This is a genomic window from Staphylococcus sp. Z5-21 (assembly GCF_056529615.1).
In genome coordinates, this window is sequence record NZ_CP096462.1 from 1,334,756 (window position 1) to 1,347,981 (window position 13,226).

At 32.2% G+C, this 13,226-nt stretch carries 13 protein-coding genes; all 13 read left to right on the plus strand.

All coding sequences use genetic code 11. From position 1 onward, the window contains the following. The first annotated feature begins 2 nt into the window (after window positions 1-2). The 13 genes from M1D64_RS06635 to M1D64_RS06695 all read left to right on the plus strand — a co-directional run bounded on the left by M1D64_RS06635 (window position 3) and on the right by M1D64_RS06695 (window position 12,976). Complete coding sequence (locus tag M1D64_RS06635; RefSeq protein ID WP_002483256.1) at window positions 3-1,250, plus strand: tetratricopeptide repeat protein; 1,248 nt, start codon at window positions 3-5, stop codon at window positions 1,248-1,250. A gap of 20 nt (window positions 1,251-1,270) precedes the next feature. Continuing rightward, window positions 1,271-1,831 carry a YpiB family protein gene (locus M1D64_RS06640; protein WP_011303072.1) on the plus strand — a complete coding sequence of 187 codons (561 nt, stop codon included), beginning with the start codon at window positions 1,271-1,273 and terminating at the stop codon, window positions 1,829-1,831. Window positions 1,832-1,835: 4 nt separating this feature from the next. Next, window positions 1,836-2,435 (plus strand): DUF1405 domain-containing protein, encoded by a 600-nt coding sequence (locus tag M1D64_RS06645; RefSeq protein ID WP_041080663.1) that lies wholly within the window; start codon window positions 1,836-1,838, stop codon window positions 2,433-2,435. A 39-nt stretch (window positions 2,436-2,474) separates the two neighbouring features. Then, a complete protein-coding gene (locus M1D64_RS06650) occupies window positions 2,475-3,170 on the plus strand; it encodes a zinc metallopeptidase (protein WP_011303074.1) in 696 nt (231 codons plus the stop codon). Window positions 3,171-3,443: 273 nt separating this feature from the next. After that, complete coding sequence (locus M1D64_RS06655) at window positions 3,444-3,761, plus strand: nucleotide pyrophosphohydrolase (RefSeq protein WP_037538413.1); 318 nt, start codon at window positions 3,444-3,446, stop codon at window positions 3,759-3,761. Window positions 3,762-3,793: 32 nt separating this feature from the next. Continuing rightward, window positions 3,794-4,942, plus strand: a complete 1,149-nt coding sequence (gene bshA, locus M1D64_RS06660; protein ID WP_069821997.1) for an N-acetyl-alpha-D-glucosaminyl L-malate synthase BshA — start codon at window positions 3,794-3,796, stop codon at window positions 4,940-4,942. Beyond that, window positions 4,935-6,134, plus strand: coding sequence for a CCA tRNA nucleotidyltransferase (locus tag M1D64_RS06665; protein WP_002483262.1), 1,200 nt, complete (start codon window positions 4,935-4,937; stop codon window positions 6,132-6,134). Before bshA ends, M1D64_RS06665 begins: the two co-directional genes overlap by 8 nt. Beyond that, window positions 6,127-7,098, plus strand: a complete 972-nt coding sequence (locus M1D64_RS06670) for a biotin--[acetyl-CoA-carboxylase] ligase (protein WP_037538417.1) — start codon at window positions 6,127-6,129, stop codon at window positions 7,096-7,098. Before M1D64_RS06665 ends, M1D64_RS06670 begins: the two co-directional genes overlap by 8 nt. Window positions 7,099-7,124: 26 nt before the next feature. Then, a complete protein-coding gene (locus M1D64_RS06675; protein WP_041080666.1) occupies window positions 7,125-9,827 on the plus strand; it encodes a helicase C-terminal domain-containing protein in 2,703 nt (900 codons plus the stop codon). 91 nt (window positions 9,828-9,918) lie between these two features. Then, a complete protein-coding gene (gene asnS / locus M1D64_RS06680) occupies window positions 9,919-11,211 on the plus strand; it encodes an asparagine--tRNA ligase (protein ID WP_002483265.1) in 1,293 nt (430 codons plus the stop codon). A 92-nt stretch (window positions 11,212-11,303) separates the two neighbouring features. Then, window positions 11,304-11,990, plus strand: a complete 687-nt coding sequence (locus M1D64_RS06685; protein ID WP_002483266.1) for a DnaD domain-containing protein — start codon at window positions 11,304-11,306, stop codon at window positions 11,988-11,990. Then, the gene (gene nth, locus M1D64_RS06690) at window positions 11,980-12,639 is read left to right on the plus strand and encodes an endonuclease III (RefSeq protein ID WP_011303081.1); all 660 of its coding nucleotides are present in this window, start codon (window positions 11,980-11,982) and stop codon (window positions 12,637-12,639) included. The genes M1D64_RS06685 and nth overlap by 11 nt, the downstream gene beginning before the upstream one ends. A gap of 4 nt (window positions 12,640-12,643) precedes the next feature. Then, entirely contained in the window at window positions 12,644-12,976 is a 333-nt protein-coding gene (locus M1D64_RS06695; RefSeq protein WP_002483268.1) for a YpoC family protein, read from the plus strand. The last annotated feature ends 250 nt before the right edge of the window (window positions 12,977-13,226 follow it).

Here is a 13,226-nt window from a genome sequence, read left to right on the forward strand (position 1 = left end):
GTATGGAAGATATCTACAAACTCATAGACGATATCAACTTACAAAAATTAGATAACCTAGATACACGGGTAAATGATGCATTAAGTTCCCCTAAAGACGATGCATTATTTATTCTTGGTGAAACGTTATATAATTATGGTTTAATGCCTCAGGGCTTAGAAGTGTTCCGTACGCTTTACCACAAATATCCTGATGAAAGTGAACTATTAATCTATTTCATCGAAGGGTTAATGTCTGAGAACCATACTGATGAAGCCTTAGAGTATTTAAGTGAAGTGGAAATATCCACTGAAAGATTAATGTTAGAAGCTGATTTATATCAACAATTAAATATGCTTGAAGTTGCAATTAGTAAACTTGATGAAGCAATTGACATTGAACCAAATGATCCAATTATTCATTATGCATTAGCAGAATTATTATACTTTGACGGACAGTATTTAAGAGCTACGTCTGAATACGAAACTGTCCTTGAAACAGGCGAATATGAAGTGAATGGCGTGAATTTATTTTCACGTCTAGCTGACTGTAGTTTGCAAAGTGGGAATTATAGCGATGCTATCAAAATGTTTGATGAAATTAGTGAAGACGAGATGGACTCTGAAGACTATTTTAAAAAAGCAATTGCTTATGAAAAAAATGATCTTACGCAAGAGGCAATTAATTTAGTACAGACTTTATTATCTAAAGATCCTGATTTCTTACAAGCTTATTTTTATTTACAACAATTATATGAAAATGAACACAACCATGCAGATGCAATTGAAATTGGTAAAGAAGGTTTACGCTTAACACAATTTTATAAAGAATTGATGGTCTCTACAGGAACAATTCAAATAGAGCATGGCGATGCAAATGAAGGTGTCCAATTGCTTATTCAAGCATTAGAAGTAGATAATGCATACCAAGAACCTTTACTAATATTAAGTGATTTATATAGACAAGAAGAAGATTACGAATCACTCATAGGATTACTACAATATGTTGACGAAGAAGACTTGGATCCTGTCTTTATGTGGCATCTTGCCTATGCACTTGGCCAAGAAGAACGAGATAAAGAAGCGCAACACTTTTTCGAATTAGCGTATACGACGTTACAAACACAATCAGCATTTTTAAGTGATTACTATTATTATTTGATTGAAATTGGCCAAATTAAACAAGCCAAAATGATTTTAGACCAATTATTAGAATTAGAGCCTAGTAATGAAACTTGGCACGACGAAGCTGAAAGATTACAATCTTTCTAAATTAGGAAAGGTGGGTTCGAATGACTTATACCCTACAACAATCTAAAGCAGCTTTTATTGAATACCTTCTATTTCATTATCAGTTTAAATCTAGAATTAGTGTATGGGTATTGAATTTAATCAAGTCATCACCGAATTTATTGCAACAAATACACTTTGTAGATGCACGTATTCCAAATCATAACACACTAGAAATAGCTACAGAAAATACGGTAGAGCCTGCAATAAGATTTACACTAGACAATCAACAATTAATCAATAGCAATGAAATCTTTGAATTTATAGCAAATGATGCTTTGTCTTTTGATATAAAAGTATATTTTAGCGACACGCAAAAAAGAGATTATAAATTAGATAATTTATTGTTAACACAATTACTCAATTCACCTTATTATGCTGTATATATGCAAGATATATACAGCATTCCTTTATCGAAGCAAAGTGAGACTTCTATTATTTCTCATTTACAAGATAATATTGATTTAAGTTTACAATTACATGATAAAGCGTTGTTTTATCAATTATCACAAATCCTTAATACGTTTAAATTAAGAAATGTAAATACATCAACGAGGGACTGACGCTATGAATATAAAAACGTTATGGCATGCAATGATATATCATAAGGGTGTGCTTTACTTCTTACTTATTTGTAATTTACTAGGAACGGCATATGGTTATATATGGTACGGTAGTCAACTTAGTGTTACTGATATACAATTTAAGGCCTTTGTACCTGATAGTCCGACTGCATCACTGTTTCTATGTATTATCATTCTGGCCTATATATTCGGTAAACAAATACCCATTTTTGAGGCTTTGGCCTTTGTATCGCTTATTAAATACGGTGTTTGGGCAGTCATTATGAATATCATCATGTTTATACAATACGATGCAGTAACGATTACGGGTTGCATGCTTATACTATCGCATGGCGTAATGGCAGTTGAAGCATTCGTCTTTTATCCAAGGTTTAAAATATCTATTTCTGCATTTATTATTGCTATGATCTGGGTATTTCATAACGATATTATCGATTACGTTTTTATGCAGTATCCCTATTATGATTTTATCGCGAGTCATATTGAAGGTGTTGCTTATCTCGCTTTCTGGTTGAGTATTATTCCGTTAATTCTATATTTAAATTTAACTCGATTTGAAAAAGATAAAATATTTGACCACTAATGAAGGACACAGTAAAATGTTTATAAAGGAGTGAGGTTTTTGTCTTTTATCTATATGATTATATACTTTGTTATATTAATGGTACTGCCTCTTTGGGCGCAGCACAAAGTTAAATCTAATTATGAAAAATATTCACAAGTCAGATCTACAAGCGGAAAGACGGGTCAAGAAGTAGCTTTAGAAATACTTCATGCTAATGGCATTTACGATGTTGATGTTGTAGAAGGACAAGGTTTCTTAACGGACCATTACGATCCACGTAAGAAAGTACTTGTACTATCTCCAGCTAACTTTAGCAGACCTTCAGTCGCTGGTACTGCTATTGCTGCACACGAAGTTGGTCATGCAATTCAACATGCGCAGGGCTATTTCTTCTTGAGATTCAGAACTTCTTTAGTACCGCTTGCTAATATTGGTAGTTCAATCGGCTATTTAGCTGTATTTGCAGGTATTATTTTAACAAGCTTACAAAGTACTTTAGGTTCTACAGCACTATGGATTGGTATAGCATTTATGTCATTTGCAGTATTGTTCTCAATTGTCACATTACCAGTTGAATTCAATGCTAGTAGTAGAGCAATGAAACAAATTCAAAGTTTAGATATCGTAAATGAAAAAGAATATCGTCATGCTAAAAAAGTACTTACAGCTGCTGCAATGACTTATGTTGCATCAACTGCAGTTGCTTTAGCAGAACTTGCAAGATTTATTCTAATTGCTAGATCAAGTGATTAATATAATTGATTCCCAAACATCTTTGATGTTTGGGTTTTTTTATGTGCTAATTCTTAAATTTTCTCATAATCAAAATACGACCGTTGTAATACAATTATTGAGTTGCTTATGTATAGTACATTTTTCCTCATCTAGATACACAAGTATCCTACTGCTTTCTAAATATATTTTTTCACAATCAAGCATAAGCCTTAACTGTTGCAGGAATAATGCATGAAACATAAAATTAGTCTATACTATAAAAGAAACCGTTAGAAATGAGAGGCATATATTATGAAATCTATGAAAGAAATGCAAACCGAAGTAGATGACTATATTGGACAGTTTAAAACAGGATATTTTTCTCCATTAGCGAACCTAGCGCGCTTAACTGAAGAAGTCGGGGAACTTTCAAGAGAAATCAATCATGTATATGGTGAGAAAAAGAAAAAAGCTTCAGAAGATGATAATACAATTAAAGCAGAATTAGGAGATAACTTATTTGTCTTAATGTGTATTGCCAATTCTTTAGATATCGATTTAACTGAAAGCTTTGATGAGACGATGGAGAAATTTAATACACGTGACAAAAATCGTTTCGAACGAAAATAATTTTACATGAATGAGAAAGGATGTACCGCCTTATGAAAATAGGCATCACTTGTTATCCATCTATGGGTGGTTCAGGCATTATAGCTACAGAATTAGGTATCAAACTCGCTGAGCGTGGTCATGATATTCACTTTATTACATCTAATATACCGTTTAGAATAAGAAAGCCTTTACCAAATATGACGTTCCATCAAGTTGAAGTAAACCAATATGCTGTTTTTCAATATCCACCCTATGATATAACACTGAGTACAAAAATCGCTGAAGTCATCAATGAATATGACTTAGATGTGCTACATATGCATTATGCTGTGCCTCATGCTGTGTGTGGTATATTAGCAAAACATATGTCACAAAAAGATATAAAAATAATGACGACCTTACACGGTACTGATATTACAGTGCTCGGTTATGACCATTCTTTAAAAAATGCAATTAAATTCGGTATTGAGGGCAGCGATGTGGTGACGAGTGTAAGTCAATCACTTGCACAACAAACTTATGATATCATCGAAACTGATAAAGAGATTGTCCCTATATATAATTTTGTAAGAGAAAAAGAATTTCCTACCAAACTCAATACACCAACTTCAGAGGATGAACAACTAAAAGCTTGTTACGGTATCCATCCTGATGAAAAAGTACTGATTCATGTGTCCAATTTTAGATCAGTGAAACGTATCGATACGATTATTGATACATTTGCAAGAGTGCATAAAGCTATCCCTTCTAAATTAATCTTACTTGGCGATGGCCCTGAACTTATGGATATGAAAGAAAAAGCACGTCAACTTAATTTAGAAGATGCAGTGTTGTTTTTAGGTAAGCAAAATTGGGTGAGTCAATTCTATCAAATTTCAGACTTAGTTCTATTATTGAGTGAAAAAGAAAGCTTTGGATTAACATTGCTTGAAGCTATGAAATCTGGTGTGGTTCCAATTGGTTCAACTGCAGGTGGTATTAAAGAAGTAATTAAACATGAAGATACTGGATATATCGTTAATGTTGGAGACGATGAAGCTGCAAGTGCGTATTCGATTCAGTTACTAACTAATCCTGAACTATATCACGAAATGCAAACGCGAATGCTAGAAGATGTTGCAAACAGATTTTCATCTGATTTAATTGCAGATCAATATGAGTATTATTACAAAAAAATGTTAGAGGGTAACAATGACTAATTCTTTATTTGAAACAGCCAAACCAATTCTAGAAAAATTACAAGCTCATCATTTTCAAGCCTATTTTGTTGGTGGCTCTGTGCGTGACTATCTTATGAATAGACCCATTCATGATATCGATATTACAACGAGTGCAACGCCGGATGAAATTGAAACAGTATTTGATAAGACCATACCTATTGGGAGAGAACATGGCACAATTAATGTGATATACAAAGGCGAGCAGTATGAGGTTACAACTTTTCGTTCTGAGGGTGATTATGATGATCACCGTAGACCTAATGAGGTCTTTTTTGTTAGAAACTTATATGATGATGTACAGCGCAGAGATTTTACAATGAATGCAATTGCGATGGATATTAATTATCAAATCTTTGATTACTTTGAAGGACAGCAGGATATTAAACATCAACTCATTAGAACTGTTGGTAATCCTGATGAACGCTTTGATGAAGATGCATTAAGAATTATCAGAGGCTTACGTTTTCAATCACAATTTGGCTTTCACTTAGAAGAAGCTACTTTTACCGCGATGTTCAACCACATTGCAGATATTAAATATTTGGCAATTGAACGCATTGTTGTTGAATTAAAGAAACTAACAAATGGTGACTTTGTATCGAAAAGTTTTAATAATTTAAAGCATTTTATGGCTTTTAAATATATTCCATTTTTCAAACACTACGACATCACCAAATTCACATTACGTAATGCCATGCCTTTTACGACGTTTGTAGCGTTTTTAATATCTCAACAGCGTGAAATAGATGCGAATATTGCTGATTTAAAAGTGAGCAACAATGAAAAAAAACGTATTAAAACATTAGTTCAACTTATCGATCAAATAGATGAAGTACAAACAAAATCACAATTAAAATTATTTGTTTATGACTATGGAAAAAAAGATATACTAGAAGTATTAAGCTATTTAGATGAATTAAAACGAAATCGTATTACATCTATATCACCATTAATAGTTAACGACCAAACAGTTACTGAAGTTGCAAAACAATTACCGATGCTGTCAAGAAGTGAAATGGATATCAATGGGAAAGATATATTAGAAATAGCGAATAAAAAAAGCGGACCATGGCTCAAAGAAACCTTACGTGAAGTCGAATACGCTATAATATCAGGTGAAGTAGTCAATTTCAAACCTGAACTTAAAAAGTGGGTGAAAACACGTGTCTAAATATAGTAAAGCAGTTGTCTATATGTTATACCAATATGAATCTGAATACATTTCTGGCCAATTTATTGCTGAGCAACTTTCTATATCAAGAACAGCTGTAAAGAAAGTCATTGATCAATTAAAAGAAGAAGGGTGTCAGATAGAATCCATTAATCATAAAGGACATCACTTAATTCAATTACCAGATAAATGGTACAAAGGTATCGTTATGCCAACCATTCAATCTCAACATTTATTTGAACATGTTGACGTATTCGATCAAGTAGAGTCCACACAATTATTAGCGAAACAAAAATTAGTAGGCAATACAGATACGTTTTTAATCCTAAGTGATGAACAAACGAAAGGAAAAGGCCGTTTCAATAGACCGTGGGCTTCAGCCAAAGGAAAAGGGCTTTGGATGTCAATTGTTTTACGACCAGATGTACCTTTCGATATGATAACTAAGTTTAATTTATTTATGGCGCTTGGTATAAGAGATGCTATTCAACAATTTAGTAAAAGTGATGTTTCTGTAAAGTGGCCTAATGATATTTATATCAATAATCAAAAAGTCTGTGGCTTTTTAACCGAAATGGTTGCTAATAGTGACGGTATTGAAGCTGTTATATGTGGTATTGGCATTAATATGAATCAAGAACCAAGCGATTTTACTGGTGAATTAGCTCAAAAAGCAACCAGTATTAGAATACACAAGAAAGATAAAGTGAATCGTTATGATTTTTTAGAAGTGCTTATTTCACAAATCGAGTATCGATATAAACAATTTATTAAAGAACCATTTTCATCTATTCGTGATGAATACATAGCTACTTCAAATATATGGCACAAACAGTTAAGATTCACTGAAAATAATGTTCAATTTAAAGGTGAAGCCATTGATATAGATGATAATGGATTTTTAATTGTTTTAGATGAGAATAAACAACAACACCAATTGATGAGCGCTGATATTGAATTATAACTCAAATAATGAAAGGAGGAAGTAGAATGGCAAAACCTTGCTATGCTGTCGTAGATTTAGAAACTACAGGCAACCAATTAGATTATGATGAAATTATTCAAATAGGCATAACATTTGTGCGTGAAAATAAAATTATTGGAACGTATCACTCCATGATTAAAACAGATTTAGAAATTCCTCCTTTTATTCAAGCTTTAACTTCAATTGAAGAAGATATGTTAAATCAAGCACCGTATTTTCATGAAATTGCAGAAGATATATACAAACAAATAGATGGTTGTATATTTGTAGCGCATAATGTGGCGTTTGATTTAAATTTTATCAAGAAATCATTTAAACAATGCCATATCAATTATCGTCCAAAGAAAGTCATGGATACGTTAGAATTATTCAAAGTTGCTTTCCCAACGGATAAAAGCTATCAATTAAGCGAACTAGCTGAAGTACATGGGATTATCTTAAATAATGCCCATAGAGCTGATGAAGACGCTGCCACAACGGCACAACTGATGATTATTGCATTCGAAAAATTTGAATCTTTACCATTAGATACACTTAAGCAACTTTATTACCTAAGTAAAAATCTAAAATACGATTTACATGATATTATATTTGAAATGGTGCGAAATTATGATGAACAAACGCTTAGTGATCGATTTGATCAATTCGAACAAATCATATATAAAAAACAAATAGATTTTAAAGCACCAACCGTACAATTCGGTGGTAACTTAAAAGCACTATACACTTTAGTGACTAAAGAACTGGGGTTAACATATCGCCCTCAACAATTATATTTATCTGAAATTATATTGGAACAACTCATGCATAGTGAAAAAGCAATGATTGAAGCCCCTTTAGGAAGCGGTAAGTCATTTGCTTATCTACTTGCCTCACTGATGTATAATATCGAAACTGGCAAACATGTCATGATTTCTACAAATACAAAATTATTACAAAACCAATTATTAGAAAAGGATATTCCTGCGATTAAAAAAGCATTAGATTTCAAAATAAATGCGACGCTAATCAAAAGCAAACGTGACTACATCGCTTTAGGGTTAATAAGTCAAATACTTAAAGAAGAATCTAGTAATTATGAAGTTTGCATTTTGAAGATGCAATTACTGATTTGGATTACGGAAACAGACACGGGTGATATTCAGGAATTAGATTTAAAAGGCGGACAAAAAATGTATTTCGAACAAAAACTCGAAACCTATGTTCCAGTCCGTAATGATATACATTATTTTAATTTTATTAAGCGCAATGCACAAAACATTCAAATTGGTATCACAAACCATGCCCACTTAATTCACGCAGCTCACGATAACTCCATTTATCAATTATTTGATGATTGTATTATAGATGAAGCACATAGGCTGCCAGATTATGCTTTAAATCAAGTAACTAATGAATTGAGTTACGCAGATATTAAATATCAGTTAGGGTTGATTGGTAAGACTGAAAATGAAAAGTTACTAAAATCTATAGATCTACTTGAACAGCAACGTATTCTCGAAAAATTAGACATACCACCTATAGATGTTTTTGGCTTAAAAACGACTGTGAATGAGATACATGATTTGAATGAACAATTGTTTACAACGATGTATGATATTATTCAATCTTCTGAAATACAAGATGATGAAGTCCATAAACTTCATTTCGTATATCACTTTGATGTCACACCTATATTAAACGACTTACATGCCATTATTCACAAATTAAACATGACGTTAGAATTCTTTAATGGTATGAGCCATAAATCAATTAAATCAGTGAGAAAGCAATTTCTATATATTAATGATCGTTTTAAAGATATTGAACAAAGTCTTAAAAATAAACACACATGTTATTTATCTATCAAAAATTTAAATCAGAAATCTACTATAAGACTTAATGTTAAAGATTACGATGTTAAAGAAATCCTCACGAAGCAAGTGCTCGATAAATTCAAATCACTAACATTTATTTCAGGGACACTAACATTCAATCATTCCTTTGAGAACTTTAAACAATGGTTTAATAAAGATATTGAATTTAACACATATGAAATTGATACGACCGTAACATCACCGAATCAAACGACTGTCTTTATACCAAATGATGTATCATCTTATAATTATAAGAATATTAACGATTATGTAAGTTCCATTGTTAATTATGTAATTGAATACGTATCTGTTGTAGAATCCAAATGTCTGATCCTATTTACGAGTTATAAAATGATGCATATGGTTCAAGAATTAATAAATGAATTGCCTGAATTTGAAGATTATGTTGTATTAACACAACAACAGAACCAAAACTATAAGATTGTCCAACAATTTAATAGTTTTAATAAAGCCATATTGTTAGGTACAGGTACATTTTTTGAAGGCTTCGATTTTCAGTCAAATGGCATTAAATGTGTCATGATTGCTAAATTACCGTTTATGAACCAAAATAATACTAAATATTGGTTGATGGAGTCTGAGTTTACTTCTACATTCAAAGAATATGTGTTACCTGATGCTGTGACACGCTTTAGACAAGGGCTAGGTAGATTAATTCGTAGTGAAAATGATAAAGGCATTATCGTATCTTTTGATGACCGTTTAATTCGTAGTAATTACAAACAGTTTTTTGAACAATCATTAGAACAATATCGTCAGAAAAAAGGGGATATTAAGCAATTTTCTATACTCCTTAAAAAATTAAAAAAAGAAAACGCTAAGAAACCATAAACATAGCACAAGCAACTAGAACTTATATATGGATTTTGTTAAAATATATAAGGATAAAAAAAGTAGAATACACTATTATAGGAGACTGGTTATGAATACAACGATAAAAGAAGCAAAACAGTATATTGGCCAAGAAGTTACAATCGGTGCTTGGTTAACGAATAAACGTTCAAGTGGTAAGATTGCTTTCTTACAATTAAGAGATGGCACAGGATTTATCCAGGGTGTTGTTGCTAAAGCTGAAGTAGATGAAGAGATATTCCAAAAAGCAAAAGAAATTACACAAGAGTCATCATTATATGTGACAGGTGTAATTAGCGAAGATAATCGTTCTGATATCGGTTACGAAATGCAAGTTAAATCAATAGAAGTAATATCTGAAGCACATGATTATCCAATTACGCCTAAAAATCATGGTACAGAATTTTTAATGGATCATCGTCATCTATGGTTACGTTCAAAAAAACAACATGCGGTTATGAAAATCAGAAATGAAATTATTCGTGCCACATACGAATTCTTTAATGATAACGGATTTACAAAAATTGATCCGCCTATCTTAACAGCAAGTGCACCAGAAGGTACAAGTGAATTATTCCATACAAAATACTTTGACCAAGATGCTTTCTTATCTCAAAGTGGCCAACTATATATGGAAGCCGCTGCAATGGCACACGGAAGAGTATTCTCATTTGGTCCTACATTCCGTGCAGAAAAATCTAAAACACGTCGTCACTTAATTGAATTCTGGATGATAGAACCAGAAATGGCATTTTGTGAACACGCACAAAGTTTAGAAGTACAAGAACAATATGTCACTCATGTTGTTAAATCAGTATTGAATCATTGCAAATTAGAACTAAAAGCGCTAGACAGAGATACATCTAAATTAGAAAAAGTAACAACACCATTCCCACGTATAACTTACGCTGATGCTGTTATTTTCTTAAAAGAACAAGGTTTTGATGATATAGAGTGGGGTGAAGATTTCGGTGCACCACACGAAACAGCGATTGCTAATCACTATGATTTACCGGTGTTCATCACGAATTATCCAACTAAAATCAAACCATTCTATATGCAGCCTAATCCAGAAAATGAGGACACTGTTTTATGTGCAGACTTAATTGCACCAGAAGGTTATGGTGAAATTATAGGTGGTTCTGAACGTATTAATGATCTTGAATTACTTAAAGAACGACTAAGTCAATTCGAATTAGATGCTGAAAGTTATAGTTATTATTTAGATTTACGTCGTTATGGTAGTGTGCCACATAGTGGCTTTGGCTTAGGTTTAGAAAGAACTGTAGCTTGGTTATCAGGCGTTGAACACGTTCGTGAAACAGCACCATTCCCACGCTTATTAAACCGTTTATACCCATAATTTATTTTAGAATATGTGTCAAAAACGTCCAGTCTAGTTATCAATGGCTGGACGTTTTTATAACATGAATATAGAACAGGAGGTATCTATCTTTGAATAGTGAACAACTTAAAATACGGCCCGTCATTATTAGACGTGAACTGTTAGATCATTATAACCAACTTGGGATAAATGAAGCTGAATTGGTTATATTAATTAAGCTATTACATGCCTCTGAATCTTCAAACAAACAACCTTCTATTGAATCCTTGCAGCAAGGGACGACATTCGGCTCTAGAGAAGTCACAACTATCATCCAAAGTTTAATACAACATGATTTACTTGAATTAAAGGTTGAGAAAGATGAAGAAGGTAAATTTACTGAATATATGAACCTCAACCAATTCTATGTGAAATTAAGTGAGATAATGGAACAAGTAAATATTAAAGTAGAAGAAGAGAATACGGAAGTTGAATTTAATGTTTTATTTCAACAAATTGAACAAGCCTTTGGTAGACCGTTATCTCCGTTTGAAATCGAAACGTTAAACCAATGGTTAGATATTGATAAACATGAATTAAGTGTCATTCAAGCTGCTCTAGATGAAGCGACGAGCCAGAATAAGTTAAGTTTTAAATATATCGATCGTATTTTATTAAATTGGAAAAAAAATAATGTAAAAACAATTGAAGATTCTAAAAAAATTAGTCGCCAATTCAATCAACCTAAAATGAAGCATACAATTAAAAAAGTGCCTAAATTCGACTGGCTGAACGGGGAGAATCCAAATGATAAGTAATAAAAAAGCATTAGAAATGGTTGATGTCATAGCAAATATGTTTCCAAATGCTGAATGTGAGCTCAAACATGACAATCCTTTCGAATTAACGATTGCTGTGTTATTATCAGCTCAAACGACGGATGTTTCTGTTAATAAATTAACAAAAGATTTATTTCAAAAATACAAAACACCTGAAGATTACTTAAATGTAGATATTTCTGAATTAGAAAATGATTTGCGTACCATTGGTCTATATAGAAACAAAGCGAAAAATATTCAAAAATTATGTCGTTCTTTGTTGGATCAATTTGATGGTGAAATTCCACATACGCATGCTGAATTAGAAAGTTTGGCTGGCGTAGGTAGAAAAACCGCTAATGTAGTTATGAGTGTTGCTTTTGGCGAACCATCTTTAGCAGTTGATACACACGTTGAAAGAATATCTAAACGTTTAGGCATTTGTAGATGGAAAGATAACGTGAGACAAGTTGAAGATAAGTTATGCCACGTTGTACCAAGAGAGCGCTGGAATAAAACACATCACCAACTTATATTCTTTGGTCGTTATCACTGTCTTGCTAGAAGTCCAAAGTGTGATGTTTGTCCGTTATTTAATGATTGTAGAGAAGGTCAAAAACGCTATAAAGCCAATTTGAAAGAGGCGTAATTTTATGATTACAAAAGAAGACTTTACTGAATTAGAAGCTCAAATTGATCAATATGCGAAATCAAAGCAATTGAAATCATCAGAAGCTAAATTAAAATTAGATGACTATTTTGCTTTAATCGAACAATATTTTAAACAGATTAATCATATCCAAACTATAAATTTTTCAGATTTAGATGCATACCCTGTAGTGCCAATGAATTTTGAAGAACGTTATCATTATATGATTGCTAGAAAATATCATTTTATGGGCTACAGTCAAATGAAAACTTTAAAATCTGAACTTATAAAAATGAATGCTTCTTATCAAATTAGAAGCAAAAACCGAAAATTATAGTTACTTTGTTCATATTGCTCGATTTGTAGATAATTTAAGGCATAAGGCACTCTATTTTAAAACTATGTTATAGTCATTTTAAAATGAGGTGTCTTATTTTTGAATATGAACACACATTTTTCACTAATTTTGTAACGAATGCATACAGCTAGAAAAATAGTATAAATAAGATTCTCTAGACTTCGAGACATACCACAATTCTGCTATGCGCAGCCGAGATCATAAACTTCTAAATATAAAGCGTACGCAT